The sequence below is a fragment of the Acinetobacter piscicola genome (genome assembly GCF_015218165.1).
Classification (GTDB): Bacteria; Pseudomonadota; Gammaproteobacteria; order Pseudomonadales; family Moraxellaceae; genus Acinetobacter; species Acinetobacter piscicola_A.
Map to the genome: position 1 here is coordinate 2,751,817 of NZ_CP048659.1, position 17,057 is coordinate 2,768,873.

Annotated in this window: 13 protein-coding genes, 3 tRNA genes and 1 pseudogene; 9 read left to right on the plus strand and 8 right to left on the minus strand. The window is 38.2% G+C overall.

Annotation, left to right across the window (positions count from 1 at the left end):
• The first annotated feature begins 287 nt into the window (after window positions 1-287).
• A pseudogene (locus G0028_RS13485) lies at window positions 288-1,607 on the plus strand (MFS transporter).
• A 160-nt stretch (window positions 1,608-1,767) separates the two neighbouring features.
• Window positions 1,768-2,196 (plus strand): hypothetical protein, encoded by a 429-nt coding sequence (locus G0028_RS13490; RefSeq protein ID WP_180045304.1) that lies wholly within the window; start codon window positions 1,768-1,770, stop codon window positions 2,194-2,196.
• A 75-nt stretch (window positions 2,197-2,271) separates the two neighbouring features.
• On the opposite strand, the gene G0028_RS13495 is transcribed toward G0028_RS13490, so the two are convergent.
• The 3 genes from G0028_RS13495 to folD all read right to left on the minus strand — a co-directional run bounded on the left by G0028_RS13495 (window position 2,272) and on the right by folD (window position 6,073).
• A complete protein-coding gene (locus tag G0028_RS13495; RefSeq protein ID WP_180045305.1) occupies window positions 2,272-4,365 on the minus strand; it encodes a DUF4034 domain-containing protein in 2,094 nt (697 codons plus the stop codon).
• A 117-nt stretch (window positions 4,366-4,482) separates the two neighbouring features.
• On the minus strand, window positions 4,483-5,151 hold the full coding sequence (locus tag G0028_RS13500) for a class I SAM-dependent methyltransferase (protein WP_180045306.1): 669 nt from the start codon (window positions 5,149-5,151) through the stop codon (window positions 4,483-4,485).
• A 73-nt stretch (window positions 5,152-5,224) separates the two neighbouring features.
• On the minus strand, window positions 5,225-6,073 hold the full coding sequence (gene folD, locus G0028_RS13505; RefSeq protein WP_180045307.1) for a bifunctional methylenetetrahydrofolate dehydrogenase/methenyltetrahydrofolate cyclohydrolase FolD: 849 nt from the start codon (window positions 6,071-6,073) through the stop codon (window positions 5,225-5,227).
• A gap of 152 nt (window positions 6,074-6,225) precedes the next feature.
• On the opposite strand from folD, the gene G0028_RS13510 reads away from it, so the two are divergent.
• From G0028_RS13510 to G0028_RS13525, 4 genes are all read left to right on the plus strand, one after another.
• A tRNA-Cys gene (locus tag G0028_RS13510) sits at window positions 6,226-6,299 on the plus strand.
• Between the two features lie 11 nt (window positions 6,300-6,310).
• Window positions 6,311-6,396: transfer RNA gene (locus tag G0028_RS13515), tRNA-Leu, on the plus strand.
• A 312-nt stretch (window positions 6,397-6,708) separates the two neighbouring features.
• Window positions 6,709-7,440, plus strand: coding sequence for a hypothetical protein (locus G0028_RS13520; protein WP_180045308.1), 732 nt, complete (start codon window positions 6,709-6,711; stop codon window positions 7,438-7,440).
• Window positions 7,441-7,663: 223 nt separating this feature from the next.
• Window positions 7,664-7,749 (plus strand) — tRNA-Leu (locus G0028_RS13525).
• Window positions 7,750-7,864: 115 nt separating this feature from the next.
• On the opposite strand, the gene G0028_RS13530 is transcribed toward G0028_RS13525, so the two are convergent.
• From G0028_RS13530 to rlmE, 5 genes are all read right to left on the minus strand, one after another.
• Window positions 7,865-8,179 carry a DUF5713 family protein gene (locus G0028_RS13530; protein ID WP_130074919.1) on the minus strand — a complete coding sequence of 105 codons (315 nt, stop codon included), beginning with the start codon at window positions 8,177-8,179 and terminating at the stop codon, window positions 7,865-7,867.
• Between the two features lie 79 nt (window positions 8,180-8,258).
• Entirely contained in the window at window positions 8,259-9,854 is a 1,596-nt protein-coding gene (locus tag G0028_RS13535) for a vWA domain-containing protein (protein WP_180045309.1), read from the minus strand.
• A gap of 284 nt (window positions 9,855-10,138) precedes the next feature.
• Window positions 10,139-10,996, minus strand: coding sequence for a dihydropteroate synthase (gene folP / locus G0028_RS13540; protein ID WP_130074921.1), 858 nt, complete (start codon window positions 10,994-10,996; stop codon window positions 10,139-10,141).
• Window positions 10,997-11,123: 127 nt separating this feature from the next.
• On the minus strand, window positions 11,124-13,022 hold the full coding sequence (ftsH, locus tag G0028_RS13545; RefSeq protein ID WP_130074922.1) for an ATP-dependent zinc metalloprotease FtsH: 1,899 nt from the start codon (window positions 13,020-13,022) through the stop codon (window positions 11,124-11,126).
• Window positions 13,023-13,317: 295 nt separating this feature from the next.
• Window positions 13,318-13,986, minus strand: coding sequence for a 23S rRNA (uridine(2552)-2'-O)-methyltransferase RlmE (rlmE, locus tag G0028_RS13550; protein ID WP_130074923.1), 669 nt, complete (start codon window positions 13,984-13,986; stop codon window positions 13,318-13,320).
• A gap of 196 nt (window positions 13,987-14,182) precedes the next feature.
• Here rlmE and yhbY point away from each other — a divergent pair, with 196 nt between their 5' ends.
• The 3 genes from yhbY (at window position 14,183) to carA (ending at window position 17,056) form a co-directional block, all read left to right on the plus strand.
• Complete coding sequence (yhbY, locus tag G0028_RS13555) at window positions 14,183-14,506, plus strand: ribosome assembly RNA-binding protein YhbY (RefSeq protein ID WP_130074924.1); 324 nt, start codon at window positions 14,183-14,185, stop codon at window positions 14,504-14,506.
• Window positions 14,507-14,530: 24 nt separating this feature from the next.
• On the plus strand, window positions 14,531-15,070 hold the full coding sequence (locus G0028_RS13560; RefSeq protein ID WP_130074925.1) for a DOMON-like domain-containing protein: 540 nt from the start codon (window positions 14,531-14,533) through the stop codon (window positions 15,068-15,070).
• A gap of 843 nt (window positions 15,071-15,913) precedes the next feature.
• Complete coding sequence (gene carA / locus G0028_RS13565; protein ID WP_130074926.1) at window positions 15,914-17,056, plus strand: glutamine-hydrolyzing carbamoyl-phosphate synthase small subunit; 1,143 nt, start codon at window positions 15,914-15,916, stop codon at window positions 17,054-17,056.
• The last annotated feature ends 1 nt before the right edge of the window (window position 17,057 follow it).

Consider the following 17,057-nt stretch of genomic DNA (forward strand, 5'->3'; position numbering starts at 1 on the left):
ATTCAATCTAACACAGTTTCAACATTTTTCTGTTATAGCATGCAATTTTTTAATACCTGATTTTCCATCAGCATCCTCCGTTTTTATTCTCTGATTGATATTTATTTTAGATCAATACACATGCTCAATTACAAAGCAAATTTACAACTAAAGTCGAATGACTTCTCAAAAACATCGGCGTATAACGATCTTTGTAAATCTCCCTTTCCCACAAAATATATTTTTTTGAGTTTTCCTTTAGAGAATTTAAAAGGATGTATTTTGCCAACATTTCTTGGAGAATTGTTGTGTCAGAATCTTCCACTCAAGTTGCAACTGCGCCACTTGATAATAAAACACGTTTTAAATCAATCCTTGGTGGTTCAGCAGGTAACCTTGTTGAATGGTATGATTGGTACGTATATGCTGCGTTTACCCTTTATTTTGCATCACAATTTTTTCCAGACGGTAATAATACAGTCAAGCTCTTACAGGCAGCGGCTGTTTTTGCTTTAGGTTTTTTAATGCGTCCTATTGGCGCATGGATTATGGGAATTTATGCAGATCGCAAGGGCCGTAAAGCAGGTTTAACTCTCTCTGTTTCGCTCATGTGTGTCGGCTCCCTTCTGATTGCCTGTGCGCCAACCTATGATTCTGTTGGGATGCTAGCACCTGCCATTTTATTGTTTGCACGTCTTATTCAAGGCTTAAGTGTAGGTGGTGAATATGGCTCAAGTGCAACATATTTGACCGAAATGGCAGGAAAAAATCATCGTGGTTTCTTCTCAAGTTTCCAATATGTCACCTTAATTTCAGGTCAACTTTTAGCATTATGTGTGCTGATCTTATTACAACGTACTTTAAGTGAAGAAGCATTGTATGCTTGGGGCTAGCGTATTCCGTTCCTTATCGGTGCATTACTTGCCATTGTCGTATTTTGGATTCGTCGTGGTTTAGTTGAAACCGAGTCTTCAAAAAAAGCCCAAGAACAAACTAAAAATGGTGGTGAAAAATCAGGTGCTTTGGCTTTATTTACCAAATATCCTAAACAAGCTTTCACTGTGATTATGCTCACCGCTGGGGGAACTTTAGCATTTAATACCTTTACCACCTATTTACAAAAATATTTAGTCAATACATCAGGTTTTGAAAAAACCACAGCCACTGAAATCACCACTGCCGCTATTTTTATTTTTATGCTTATTCAACCTGCTGTTGGTGCATTGTCAGATAAAATCGGCCGTAAACCCATTATGATCGCCTTTGGGGTACTCGGTGTAATATTTACTGTACCGATTTTCAACCACTTAGGTTCAACAACAGATACAACCACGGCGTTCTTGTTATGTATGAGCGGCATGATCATTGTGACAGGTTATACCGCAATCAATGCCGTTGTAAAAGCTGAATTATTTCCACCCCATATTCGTGCTTTAGGTGTCGCATTGCCTTATGCAATTGCCAATACTTTATTTGGGGGAACAGCCGAACTTGTGGCCTTAAGTTTCAAAAATGCAGGACATGAAAATTATTTCTTTTATTACATTACATTTATGATTGGCTTATCTCTCATCACATATATCTTTATGCGTGACACCAAAAAACACAGTTTAATCACTGATAATTAATTGAATATTCACCTATATATCGATTAATTTAAAATCAAACATATGGCTTTTTAAAGCGTATTGCTCAAAAGTCATATGCTTTGAATAAGCAAATCAGTCATCGTTAAATCTGTAGAGCTATGGCATACTTAAAACAATAATAGTGTGGAACTGACTAAAGATGAAAAAAATTGGATTATTAGGTTTAGGATTCGTTATTTTAGGGTTAAGCGCTTGTCAAACTACCCCACGCCAATATAACGGTGTCACGGGTTATCAAATTGAAAATCAAACCGCAACTTCAGCAACAATTGCCTATACATTAGCAGGTCGAGCAAACCAACAACTTGATGCCAATAAATTACAACGTGCTTGCCAAAAAGTTTTGGGAATGCATAAAAACTATAAAATTTCAGTACTCAGTGCCAATGAAATCGCAAATCCTGCTGCAATTCCAGAAGAACAGTACGGCGTACAATTGGGGCATTCACGTACATCTGTTGGCTTATCCAACACCCAAAGCATGAATAGCAGTGAAAATTATGCCACACGTCAGGCACTTGAAACACGCCCAAGTACCTTACATGTCGTGCGCTATACCTGTTCATAAATTTCTTGCTGCTAGACATAAAAGCGCAAACTGATTTGCGCTTTTATTTTTACAAACACTCACCACATCTTCTCATTATTCAAAATATACCGTTTCTGTATCTTTTAATTGCATAAATTGCGCAGCAATATGCAGCATCCAGTCAGGAATATGTTCTTTGCCCTGCTTTAATTTTTCTTCAAAGCGAGATTTGGCAAAAAATATCCCCGATGGCTTATGCCATTTTTCAAATAATTCCCGATATTCCTCTTCATCTGGTGCAAGTTGCAAAGCTTGATCGATCCAAAACAATGCCAAATAGCGATTTTTTTCAATTCCCATACCATCTTCACAACTAAAAGCATATAAATATGCCAACCATGCATGTTGCTCATAATCTTGATGCAACATGATTTCAGGGATAATCTCCTGTAAAAGGCGCTGTTGCTGTTCGAATGTACCTTCATTATTCATGAGGTGAATATAAGAACTAAATACCTGACTTTGTTTTAATTGTGCTGCCTGCTCTAATTGCTGCAAAATAGCTTGTACTTGTGTTTGCGGCTTGCTGTCTTGCGCCATCAACGTGTTATATCGCTGTAAAGCCTGCTCAGCAATTGCTTCTGGATGCCCCAAAGCAACCGCTTGTTCTAACCATTGTCGAGACAAGTCCTCATCACGGTAGTGTGCCATTTCACTATGTTCACCAAAACCTTGACCTTTTAACAATAGACTGAGCTCATAGGCACTATGTGCATGTCCCTGCACGGCCAATGCACACAAAATTTTATGTACCGTCACATATTGACGATCAACATAAAACAGTCGCAAAGCATATTCAGCCGTATAGGTACTGTTTGCATCATCATGTGCAATGACTTTTTCAGGGTCTAAAACGTATTCGCCTTTACGGAATCCCCAAATACCTGCCTCAGAAGCTGCTGCTACAATCGTCATGATAAATGCACTATCTTCAAAAGGCTGCACCAAACTCAATAGACGATAACGTAAATGCAGATGATCTTGAATAATTTCAGGAAATTTGACAAATAACCAACACAGATTGCTCACCAAACGTTCATGTGCATCTACTGCCCAAAATAAATCATACTCATGCTCTTTCAGTAAAAAATCGACCACTTCAACCAAACGTTGCGCAAAATGCGAACTTCGCCCATAAAGTTGCTGCTCATCATTGGTTATATTCCACTCTAAAAAGCGTGTATATTGCAGTAGCACCTCTGTATGGCGAAAATTATTTAAGTCAAACTGAATAATGTCTTCAAATAATTTTTCATATTGCAACACACGTGCTTGATCTGAAATATTAGGATATTCACATTCCAACCAATCATAATATTTGGTAATTAATAACTCATTAAATTTTTCTTGTGGCAAATTTTGACAAATTGGACTTTGTAAAAATGCATCTATGCTGTCATGTTCATGACCATACCAACGTGGGTATAAATAATAAACATAATTTCTCAAGATTGGACTAAACGCTGCATCGCATGCCAAAGCTCGATTTAACCAATACAACACAGGATATTCTTTTTCTTCATCACTAGGTGCAGGCAGTTGACTCGGCACACGCAGATTTTGTGGAATAGCCTGCCCTAAACTGTGTAAAAATGCCAAACTTTCAGCACTGTAATGCTCTTGTGCAGAAACAACATGAGTGCTATTCCAAAACCAATACGGCAAACGCAAAAAACCGGTTAATTGTAATAAGCTTAAATACACCCAAGGACATTTATCATCAATTTCAATCGCTTGCATGCACCAATAAAAAGACATATCTTTGGCAATTTCTGCCCGATCCCATGCTGCTTGGCTAACAGTATGCGCATAGTCTGAGCCACGTTCTGCTGAAGCAATATTGCTCCAAAGCTGCCCTAACAAATAAGCACTATATAAACTGGGTGCTTGCTGATGCCATAGATTGAACTGCGCAGCAAGCTGCTGCTGATCCCAATGGGCTATATTTTGAAACTTTTCCACCTCACACCATTCAAAAAACTGCTGTTGAATGGGTAAATTAGACTTTACTTTAGCCTGTAAACTGATGGGATAAATCGCATCATAAAAATGATTTAATTGAGTAAATTGTGCATTTTGAAATAGATTCAACATGTGCTGTAAAATCTCTCGATATTCACGCAATTCTAATTTTCTTTGTTCGAGCATTTTCAAATTCTTCGTATGTAAGCTTAAAATTATTGATCGTTTAAAAGGTATAACTGCATCACAATACGGTGAGCTTGAGCAATCTAACAAGAATTCTTGTCATAAAAAAGACGCTTTTTATAGCGTCTTGTAAAAACTTACATTGCGAAACTCTTTGGCTTCATCTAGATCTGGCCAAGTCGTGGCACTACGTTCATCCAACTTTTGATAATGAGGATGACTAAAATTTTTCACGCGACTGTCCGCCACCCAGACTTCTGGGGAAAATTTTAAAAATTCATCCAAGAAAAAACGATTACATTGATCGTATAAAACATCCGCTGCAAGCAACACATCAACCTGCTCTGCTCGATATAAATCATCTAAATATTCCAGTTCTACATCATTCAGCAAGGCATTTTCACGACATGCATCTAGACTAACTTGGTCAATATCACAACAGATCACACGCTTTGCACCTGCCATTTTCGCAGCAATCGCAACGACGCCTGAACCAGCACCAAAATCCAACACGACTTTATCTTTGACATGATGAGGCTCAGCAAGTAACCATTGCGCCATTGCCAAACCTGAAGCCCAACAGAAGATCCAATACGGCGTATCATTCCAAATACGACGAATTACTTCATCATCTAAACGATCGGTTGGAAATACAGGCGGAATCAACCATAAAGAAATCGGTGTTTCAGGCAACTGCTGTGCAAGTAATTCACAGTGTGGAATCACTTCATGCAAAGCATCAAGTAAATGTTGCGGGGCTTTTGGCAATTGGAAAGTACAGCTCATGAGATTTCTTTTAATTCATTTTAATCTTGAAAGTCCCCCTCCTACTAGGAGAGGGTTAGGGTAAGGTATTTTATTAACCTAATGCTTTCTCAGCAGCTTCTACAGTTTGACGAATTAAAGTCGTAATGGTCATTGGACCTACACCACCTGGAACAGGCGTATAAGCCGATGCAATTTCCTCAATCCCAACAAGTTGGATATCACCAACACCACCACCATCACGTGGATGGAAGCCCGCATCAACCACAACAGCACCTTGTTTGATCCAATCTTTTTGAATGAGTTCAGCTTTACCTACAGCACCCACAATAATGTCAGCTTGCTTCACAAACTCAGCAAGGTTTTGAGTACGTGAATGACAAATAGTGACTGTTGCATTTGCTTCAAGCAACATCGCTGCCATCGGTTTACCCAAAATCGCTGAACGACCTACAACCACCGCATGCTTACCTGCGATTTCAATGTTGTTTTCTTTTAAAATCGTCATGATACCGGCAGGCGTTGCTGAACCATAAGCAGCCTCACCCATTGCCATACGACCGAAACCAAGACAAGTTACACCGTCTACGTCTTTTGCCAATGAAATTGCATCAAAACATGCACGCTCATCAATTTGTGCAGGCACAGGATGTTGTAAAAGAATACCGTGTACATCTGGATTGGCATTTAATTTTTCAATTTCAGCCAATAATTGCTCAGTTGTCGTTTCACTCGGCAATTCAACTTTTAAAGAATCCATACCGACACGACGACATGCATTTCCTTTCATACGCACATACGTTGCAGATGCGCCATCATCCCCAACTAAAATTGTTGCTAGAATTGGGGTACGACCTGTTTTTGCTTTTAACGCTTCTACACGTGTTAACAAGTCAGCTTCAATTTTTTTTGCCAATGCACGACCATCTAAAACTAATGCCACGGCACATCTCCAATGTTGATCTGAATCAATTTCGCACATAATACATGATTATTTTGACTATTTTATTCTATATGCCGAAATTATGTGCATCCACATTCACATAAGTATTGTTTTTTTTTAAAACATTGATAATATGTGCATCACCAAGAGATGGTGGGATGGCAGAATGGCGATGCAGCGGACTGCAACTCCGTAAATGCCGGTTCGATTCCGGCTCCTACCTCCACATCTTGTTAAGCCCGAGTGGTGAAATCGGTAGACACAGGGGATTTAAAATCCCCCGCCCACAAAGCGTGCCAGTTCGAGTCTGGCCTCGGGCACCATTTTAATACTTCTTAAAATGGTGTAATAAAGAATCCTGCAATATGCAGGTTTTTTTATGCCTAAAATTTATCAACAGCCATCATTCTCAACCCAATCACAATAAAACATCTCTTAAGCGATTAAAACCAAATCAGCAGATCCATCTCTATGCAAATCATGATTTAAATTTTCCGCATCATCAATTTTTTAAAATCAGTAATGCTTGATAATCTCTTGCCCTCTTTTCTATTCAACACGTACAATATTCACCGACTAAACTTTCTAATTTGATAAGAAGCTATTTCTACCCGATTTAACTTCTCATGAGCAATATGAGCAAAACCCAGCAAACCACTCTCTATTTACAGCAATTAGAAAAAAAATACCCGCAAGCGTTTAAACGCAACTATTTATTTTATAGTCAAATTAAAACCAAAGGAATTTTGGATGAATTACGGGAATTCATCCCTTGGGTGCTTGCGGCAATGATTTTTGTGAGCATTGATTTTGTACTTGGACATTACATAGAGACTCATTTTCAACAATTTGATGCCACACAAGCCAAAGGTATTGCCATATTAATCATCATGTTATTTTTCATGCTGATTGTGCCGATCATTATCAAACAAATTAAACACAGCTCCACACATTTATATCTGCAATTTAAAAATATCCCCCTAAAACTTGCTGCTATTATTATTTTACAAACGCTCAATATCGCCTTTATGCAAAGTATGTTTTTACAAGGTGTACTGTTCTTTTTCGCTCTAAGTTTTGGCTTTGTAAAGTTTTATAAGGAAAATATGTTTAGGGAAAATACCTGTGATATTGATTATTACCAATTACAACAAATGCGCCGTGCCTGTTTTTGGTCATATAAACAAGTCTTAAAAGCGAAATCAAAATTAAAGCTTGCTAAAAAAGACTCACCTGAAGCACAAAAATCACAAGCACAACTGACCGAATACCTTGAATTACATATCAAGCTATTAAAATATGAAAATGATTTGTGTAAAAGTTATAAATTTATCGACTTAGATGAATATATGGATAGTTTAATGTAAGCTAAACAAGTCTCACACCTTCACGCAATCCAACCATCCAAGCAATTCGACAAATCACCCCATTCAAACCAAAGGGATACAACTCAATTTTCCACGAAATTTTGCATTTTTTCGATAAAAATGCTGATTTTTATAGCAAGCATGATCGAATTGATTGAAAAGAAAGCAAATAATCGCAAATGCGCTTGCCAAGATTTATTTTGTTCTTTATTATTGCGCTCATGCCCGAGTGGTGAAATCGGTAGACACAGGGGATTTAAAATCCCCCGCCCACAAAGCGTGCCAGTTCGAGTCTGGCCTCGGGCACCATTTTAATATTTCTTAAAATGGTGCAATAAAGAATCCTGCAATATGCAGGTTTTTTTATATCTAAAATTTATGTTTAACGTTAAATAAATTTAATTAAGCAAAAATAAAGAGCGGATTACCACTCTCTATTTGAAATCAATTCTTCCATTTCAACATCCATATAACCCTGATCTTGCGCCACCATCATCATCGCTTCCGCAATATAGTCCGCCGCCGTATCATCCAAAGATGAATCAAGATCTTCAAACTGTGGCTTCATTTTATTAATTTCCACCACAGTACTGTGTGCTACATGATAAAGCTCATCATCACTTAAACTTGATTTTGCAATATTTTTTGCAAATTTTTCAATCATTTGTTTGACTTCGGCAACCAAAATATCTGGGTAGTAGTCATCGTCAAACATTGGGAGAAGTAAATCGTTAAACATATGAACCTAATATTTAGCATTCGATAAGCGCATCTATATAACATAATGCATACAAAACAACAAACTTCTCCCTCATAAATTAAGAGGCTCTATTCACCTGTTGCACTGTAGGTTGATCAGAACTTAAGCTTTTTGCCTTTTTCAACAAACCAATAAATTCATCTTTTAAACCAAATTCATCAGGTTGTTTCGCAGATTGCGCCAATTGCACAATATCATCCCACCCCATCGCACCATTATATTTACCACCTTTTAATCGCTGCCCATAACTTGCAACAGCAAGTGCAAAACGTGTATCCACACTGGCTTGTGTTAATGGCATAGATGAAGCAGCAATAGGCTGAGTTAACAAAATACTTTTTGCTGTATTTGGCAATTTATAACGTAAATTTAAATGAGCATACTCTGTCTTACTCCCGTGTGCTTTCGCCTCATTCTGATAACGAGAATCAGCCAACCAACCTTTTTGACCTGTTGGAATAATTTCATATAAAGCAGTCACTGTATGCCCAGCCCCGATATCACCCGCATCAACCTGATCATTATTAAAATCTTCTTGCTGCAACATTCGATTTTCATAACCAATCAAGCGATATTCTTTGACTGTAGCAGGATTAAATTCCACTTGAATTTTTACATCTTGCGCTACTGTTGCCAGTGTTGAACTCAGCTGTTGCTTTAAGACTTTCTTCGCTTCATTTTCATTATCAATATAGCTATAGTTCCCATCACCCGCATCCGCCAATTGCTCCATAAGCTGCTCATCATAATTACCACGACCAAACCCTAAGGTGGTAAATGAAATACCTGTTTTACGCTTCTCAGCAATCATATTTTTTAAGGTATCAAAATCTGTAATACCGACATTAAAATCCCCATCTGTAGCAATTAAAATACGGTTAATTCCATTTTTGATAAAAGTTTTTTGTGCTTCTTGATATGCCATTTGAATCGCACTTTCACCTGAAGTCGAACCACTTGCTGAAAGTTCATTAATGGCATTTAAAATTTTGCTTTTTTCATTTCCCGAAGTTGGCTCAAGCACAATCTCCTCATGCCCAGAATATGTAATTAAAGTCACTTTATCCTGAGGACGAAGCTGCTCAGTTAAAATTGTTAAGGTTTTTTTCACTAAAGGTAACTTTTTCTCCTCATCCATACTGCCTGAAACATCCACTAAAAATACCAAGTTTGCAGGAGGAAGTTGTTTTTGATCAATATTTTTAGCCTGAATCCCGATACGAATCACTTTTGCATTGGCTTGCCAAGGTGAATCTACAGTTTCAGTATTGACCGAAAATGGATGTTGACCTATAGGCTGCGGATAATGATAGTTAAAATAGTTGATCATCTCCTCTACACGCACTGCATCTACAGGTGGCAAGGTTTTGTCTTGTGTCAGGAAGCGTCGTACATTGGCATAACTTCCTGTATCCACATCAGCACTAAATGTTGACACAGGCTCTTTTGCAACACTTTTCACTGTATTTTGTTCATTTTTCTGATAGTTTTCAGTATTACCCTCAGAACCATAGGCTTCTGCTTCTACACTTGTATCTGCCGCAACCGCTTCTGTAGCTGCTAGATCACTTGCGGCTTCTTCGGTTTTTTTAGAACAACCTGAAAGTAATATCGTCAGCATTGATGCCACTAAAATTGTATATTTCATTTTCATCACTCAACCCTCAATTCATCATTCTTCATATTTGTTTTGATTTATATCGATACATTTCAATTGTTATATTATAACAATACATTTTTTTCGCAATATGCGATGTCATTTAGGTTGACACGATTTTATAGTGTTTTTGTAATATTATTAAAATTAATATTTTTCAAATATTTAATAAAATAAATACATCTAAATCTAATAAATTCACTTCAAAATAAAAAACACAACAAGAACAATGTTCTCATTGTGTGAAATTTTATCGTGCTTTTTAAACAAGATTCAAAAAGTTAAGACACTGTTGCTAAAGTTGCTCTCCACACTAAAATAGCTTCATGCATCGCTTTAACATCATGCGCACGCACCATACATGCACCTTGCTGAATACTCATGAGATGTGCTGTCACACTACCCACTGCACGATTTTGTGCATCCGCCCCACCCAATGCCTCACCAATAAAGCGCTTACGTGAAAGCGCAGACAGTATGGGGTACCCCATTTCATTCAGCTTATATAACTCATTCAATAGTTTTAAATTTTGCTGAGCATTCTTTGCAAAACCAAAACCAGGATCAATCATAATATTTTCAGGCTTGACCCCTGCATCTAAAGCAGCAGCGACACGTTGCTTTAGCTCATCAATGACATCAGTTGTGACATCTTGATATTGATCTAAATGATTCATCGTCGTTGGCTCACCACGCATATGCATAATGATCACAGGAATATTCAAATCAGCTGCAACTTGTAAAGCATGAGGTCGTGTCAATGCACGCACATCATTCCAAATATGTGCACCTGCTTGCACGGCTGCTTGAATCACTTCAGGCTCAGAAGTATCAATTGAAATCACAACATCTAATTTTGCCAATGCTTGTACGACAGGAATCACTCGCTGTAGCTCTTCTTGAATAGAAACAGGAGAAGCACCAGGCCTTGTTGACTCTCCCCCCACATCAATTACAGTTGCGCCATCCACAATCATCTGCTGAGCAAATGCAATTGCTTGCTCAACTTCATTATGCTTTCCACCATCACTAAATGAGTCAGGTGTTACATTCAAAATTCCCATCACATGTGGTTGTGACAAATCAAGTTGTTGATCACCACACTGTAAAATCCGTTTCGGTAAAGCGACTAATTTCATATCACCACATGTCCTCATCATAACCAATGTTATTTTAACTTTTTAATGCCGATCTGTGGTGAGCTTTCAACTTGAAAATTCCCCATATATAAAAAAACCACCCGAAGGTGGTTTGATTTAAATCATTTTAAACTTTTGGCAATGACGGTAATGGCGGTGGTGTTTCAGCACCATCTGTCGGTGTTACATCAATCACAGGATTTTCTGCAACATATACTTTTGGTGGTTGTGGCTCACGACCTTCCATGATGTCACGGATTTGATCACGATCAATGGTTTCCCACTCAAGTAATGCTTTCACCATTGCATGTGCGATATCTTTGTTATTTTCAAGAATCTCACGTGCAACTTTATACTGCTCATCCAAAATACGGCGAACTTCTTGGTCAACCATTTGTTGTGTTGCTTCAGAAATTGTGCGGCTACCCACATTACCAAAGAAGCCATTTTGGTTTTCGTCTTCGTAAACCATCACACCCATTTTGTCAGACATACCATACTTGGTCACCATCGCACGCGCCATTTTCGTTGCACGTTCAAAGTCGTTTGAAGCACCTGTCGACATTTGGTTAATGAATACTTCTTCAGCAATACGACCACCAAAAAGAATCGAAAGTTCATTCAACATCTTATCTTTATAATGGCTAGTTTGATCATGTTCAGGTAATTGCCAAGTTACTCCCAAAGCCCAACCACGTGGCATAATCGTTACTTTATGCACAGGGTCTGTACCTGGAAGAATTTCAGCAACAATCGCATGACCTGCTTCATGGTAAGCAGTTGCACGACGTTCTTCTTCACGAATCACCATCGACTTACGTTCAGGACCCATGTAGATTTTATCTTTAGCGTCTTCAAAGTCGTGCATATCGACAGTGTTCTTGTTACGACGCGCAGCGAATAATGCAGCTTCGTTCACAAGATTTGCCAATTGTGCACCTGAGAAGCCCGGTGTACCACGTGCAAGTACTTTTACGTCTACACCAGTTACAGAAGGCAATTTCTTCAAGTGAACATTCAAGATTTGTTCACGACCTTTAATGTCAGGAAGACCCACCATCACTTGACGGTCAAAACGACCCGGACGAAGTAAAGCTTTATCCAGTACATCCGCACGGTTGGTTGCAGCAATGACGATAATCCCTTCATTACCTTCAAAACCATCCATTTCCACAAGCATTTGGTTCAGTGTTTGTTCACGTTCATCGTGACCACCACCTGTGCCCGAACCACGATGACGACCAACCGCATCAATCTCGTCAATAAAGATGATACATGGCGCATGGCGTTTTGCTTGTTCGAACATATCACGTACACGTGAAGCACCAACACCCACAAACATTTCAACGAAGTCAGAACCTGAAATACTAAAGAATGGTACTTTCGCTTCACCCGCAATTGCTTTTGCAAGTAAAGTTTTACCTGTACCCGGAGGACCAACCATCAACACACCTTTCGGAATGGTTGCACCGAGACGTTTGAATTTCGCAGGATCTTTTAAGAAATCAACAATTTCAACAACTTCTTGTTTAGCTTCATCACAGCCTGCAACATCGGTAAAGGTCACTTTGATTTGGTCTTCAGACAGCATTTTTGCTTTAGACTTACCAAAACTCATTGGACCATTTTTACCGCCTGCACCACCACCCATGTTGCGCATAAAGAACATGAATAACAAAATGATTAAAAGTACAGGGAAGCTTGCGATAAGAAGTTGCATCAACAAACCTTGGCGTTGAGGTGCAGTACCTTCAACAACAACGTTATTTTTGATTAGAGTAGGCATAAGGTCAGGATCTTGAACCGCAGGACGGATACTTTCAAAATCTGAACCATTCGTTTTTTCGCCACTTATTCTTTCACCATCAATAGTGACTTGTTTAATCTGACCAGCATTTACCGCAGCAACAAACTCAGAATAGTTCATCGCAGCAGGCTTATTGCGGTCGCTGATGTTACTGAAAATTAAAATCAGTACACCGAGTATCACAAGCCACAAAACGGCGTTTTTGAAGAGATCGCTCAAAGCTTTATTCCCATATCAATCTAATTTGATCATGCCCTATTAGAGGGTGATCCTAACAAAAAAGCGAGTAATGAATTTCGCAATAAATTTTAAAAACGTACAAAATGCACAATTTTTAACAACTTGGCAAGAGGACTTATTGACAATTCATACATGATTTACATTTTTCATTTAAATTTTTTCAAAGAAAGTTATTTAACTGCATAATGTTAACGCATTACGCAAGCGACAAACGCCCTAAGAAACAATTTCAAACATAACACATGCATCTGAGAATTCTTAAAAAATTCACATTTTAATCATCAATCTGTACTTGCTGCGAACCCTTTTTACGACCCTGTCCAATTAAGAAGACCTCTTTTGAACGTGCCCGAGATGCAGCAGGTTTAGCCGTTTTCAATACCTCAAAACTACTGACGACTTGCTTACGAAACTCATCAAAACCATCACCCTGGAAAACTTTTACTACAAATTGCCCTTTTGGTCCTAAAACACGATTGGCAAAATCAAGTGCAAGCTCACACAGATAAATTTGGCGAGGTTGATCTACTGCCTTATTACCTGATGTATTGGGGGCCATATCCGAAATTACAACGTCTACGGTACGTCCATTTAAAATATTTAACAATTTTTCAAAAACTTCTTCTTCTCGAAAGTCACCTTGTAAAAAGGTCACATCGGGTAAAGCATCCATTTCAAGAATATCTGAAGCAATCACTAAACCTTTGTCACCGACCAATTTGCCTGCAATTTGCGACCAACTTCCAGGGGCAGCACCTAAGTCAACAACGGTCATACCGGGTTTAATCATTTTATATTTTTCTTGAATTTCAAGAAGCTTGTACGCAGCTCGAGCACGATAACCCTCTTTTTGTGCTTTTTTCACAAAAGGATCATCCAAATGCTCTCTCATCCACGCACGACTACTTTTAGATAACTTTTGGTTGGTAATGCGTGTAGCCATAACTCTCTAAATAAAATTGACATTTAACTTTAGATTGTACGTGAAAAACTGAGCTTTTGCAGTAGACAACTGTATCTAAATGCATTGTTATTGACATGTTTTTTTAAATAAGTTTGATCGATTATTTCGTGAGAATGTGCAGCGTTTAAATTTGAGTTTTGCTATACTAAGTCGTTTTTAAAATTAGGTTATCTTTATGGCGGCTTTATCAATCCAAGAACGTAAGCGTTTACGTCAAATCGGACATGCATTAAATCCAGTGGTGATGATTGGAGATAAAGGCTTATCAGAAAATGTCATCGAAGAAACAAACCGTGCTTTAAATGATCATGAGTTGATCAAAATTAAAGTTTCTGGCGAAGACCGTGAAGTACGTGCTGCTGCGATTACTGAAATTGCAAAGGTTACAGGTGCTGAAGTTGTACAAACCATTGGTAAAATTGCTTTGATCTATAAAAAAGCAGCTAAACAAAATCCAAAGTTGTCTAACTTAGTTCGCCACGCACATTTGTCAAACTAAAATTACATTTTACTGGCAAAACTTATGGCAAGTTATGAACTAAATGCTTTTGATCGCCGTTTTCAAAGTATTTCTTTGGTTGGTGCAATTGAACACATTAGCCCATTCACCTTAAATGTTGGTTATTGGTTACGTGATCCCAATCAATTTATTCAATATCCTGAATTAGTGGCTTCTCATCCTCGTATCGACTTTTTATGGGAAAATACCTGTTTTGAAGTCTTTATTGGGGTTAAAGGTGAAGATTTCTATCGCGAAATCAACCTCTCCCCATCTCAGGCATGGCAAGCGTATGCTTTTGAAGAATATCGCTATCCTGAGCTGATGCCACCTGTTGCTGCCGAAGATATTGAACTCAATCAACTCAAACGTACGCATTATGGTTTAAATGTTAGCCTTGATCTGACCGAGTTTATGCTCAAACATAAATTAAAATGGGATGATCTATTTATTGGCTTAACGGCAGTTTTAAATACCACCCAAGGTAAACATTTTTTTGCCATGCAACACAGCAGTCCAAATGCTGATTTTCATAACAAACGTGATTGGTTGCATACATTTTAAGATATATCAGCAAAAGGTACTCCCTTTTGCTTTATCTTCTTGCACTCAGCATTAACGACTTAAACATTAAAAAAATAAAGCTCTAATTAAAGAATACCCTCTAACCAACGCTTCAGATATTCACAGATACAGCACCACATCACACTACAAAATTTAGCCTCGCCATAGATCATCACAAAAAATCACAGCGATCAGGCAAAATCGTGTAATGTCGCTTATTTTTCTATACATGTCTTTGGAAGATTTATTTGTTCTAATTAGAATGTTTTTCCCACGACTCATTTAAAAATCAATACCAAATTCGACGATGATGATGTAGTGATTCTTACCTCTCGCTTATTTTACATGTACTTTCCAATACAAAAATTATGGCTTATCCTCTTTATTTCCATAGCACAAATTCACACATATAAGAATAATATTCAAACTATCGAGGAAAATATGATGTATATTTAAGCTAACTTTTTATCTACTTTAAGTAATGCAAAAATCATTTTTTACCAACCGTTCAATTATATCTATCACCACACTTACGATAAAATATTCGCTAACAAACTAAACTATAACAATAAATTTTAAATTTTGATTTCATATATAAATTCTTCAAAATCGTTCTGAATTATTCATTTTTTTTAAAGCAGAATATCTATCTAAATTCAAGCAGCATATCTCACATTTTGATGGTTTTTTACATGGACTTTGGGGCGACTTGTGCGTATAATGCAGTGTTAAGTTATAAGCGGGCAGACATGAGGAGGGTAGGATTTAATTAACCTTCCTTTTTTTTCGTCTACTCGCTTTTTTACAGCCCTATTTTTGTGGTTTTAGATCAGGAGCTTTGGTTTGAGCATCCCCGCCATTTTAGCCCTCGCTGACGGTACTATCTTTAAAGGTACTTCAATCGGCGCTACGGGAAGTACGACAGGTGAAGTCGTTTTCAACACTGCCATGACAGGCTATCAAGAAATTTTAACTGACCCGAGTTATGCACAACAACTTGTAACTTTAACTTACCCGCATATCGGTAATACAGGTTGCAATAATGAAGATGCAGAATCTGGTCGTATTCATAAAGTTTGGGCGAATGGTTTAATCATTCGTGACCTTCCTTTACTACATAGCAATTTCCGTGCAGAACAATCTCTTGCTGAGTATTTACAACAACACAATGTTGTTGCAATTGCAGATATTGATACACGAAAACTCACACGTATTTTACGTGACAAAGGTGCGCAAAATGGTTGCATCCTTGCAGGTGAAAACATTACTGAAGAAGAAGCTTTAGCAAAAGCACGTGCTTTTGGTGGTCTAAATGGTTTAGACCTTGCCAAAGAATGTTGCGATCCTGAAGGTTTCGAATGGACTGAAGGCTCATGGACACTTGGCAAAGGTTTCTCTCAACCTGAAACTCAGTTCCATGTTGTTGCATACGATTATGGTGTCAAAACCAACATCTTACGTATGCTCGCAGACCGTGGTTGTAAACTGACTGTTGTTCCTGCTCAAACTCCTGCTGAAAAAGTGTTGGCGTTAAATCCAGATGGCGTATTCTTGTCAAATGGTCCTGGCGATCCAGCGGCATGTGATTATGCAATTGAAGCAGTAAAAACCATTGTTGAAGATGCACGTAATGTGCCTGTGTTTGGGATCTGTTTGGGTCACCAAATCCTTGCTTTAGCAAGTGGCGCTAAAACTGTAAAAATGCCTCATGGTCACCATGGCGCAAACCATCCTGTACAAAACCTTGAAAATGGTACAGTGATGATTACTTCTCAAAACCACGGCTTCGCAGTAGATGCTGAAACGCTTCCTGCAAACTTGAAAGCAACGCACAAATCATTGTTCGACCAAACCCTACAAGGGATTCATCGCACAGACAAGCCTGCGTTCAGTTTCCAAGGTCACCCTGAAGCAAGTCCTGGTCCACACGACTGCGCACCGTTGTTCGATCATTTCATCGAACTTATCGAAGCATATAAGAAGTAAT

Bases quoted from the DNA above. Each gene is read 5' to 3' on its own strand.
- G0028_RS13490 (WP_180045304.1), top strand. From the start codon at position 1,768: ATGAAAAAAATTGGATTATTAGGTTTAGGATTCGTTATTTTAGGGTTA.
- G0028_RS13495 (WP_180045305.1), bottom strand. From the start codon at position 4,365: ATGCTCGAACAAAGAAAATTAGAATTGCGTGAATATCGAGAGATTTTA.
- G0028_RS13500 (WP_180045306.1), bottom strand. From the start codon at position 5,151: ATGAGCTGTACTTTCCAATTGCCAAAAGCCCCGCAACATTTACTTGAT.
- G0028_RS13520 (WP_180045308.1), top strand. From the start codon at position 6,709: ATGAGCAAAACCCAGCAAACCACTCTCTATTTACAGCAATTAGAAAAA.
- G0028_RS13530 (WP_130074919.1), bottom strand. From the start codon at position 8,179: ATGTTTAACGATTTACTTCTCCCAATGTTTGACGATGACTACTACCCA.
- G0028_RS13535 (WP_180045309.1), bottom strand. From the start codon at position 9,854: ATGAAAATGAAATATACAATTTTAGTGGCATCAATGCTGACGATATTA.
- folP (WP_130074921.1), bottom strand. From the start codon at position 10,996: ATGAAATTAGTCGCTTTACCGAAACGGATTTTACAGTGTGGTGATCAA.
- rlmE (WP_130074923.1), bottom strand. From the start codon at position 13,986: ATGGCTACACGCATTACCAACCAAAAGTTATCTAAAAGTAGTCGTGCG.
- yhbY (WP_130074924.1), top strand. From the start codon at position 14,183: ATGGCGGCTTTATCAATCCAAGAACGTAAGCGTTTACGTCAAATCGGA.
- G0028_RS13560 (WP_130074925.1), top strand. From the start codon at position 14,531: ATGGCAAGTTATGAACTAAATGCTTTTGATCGCCGTTTTCAAAGTATT.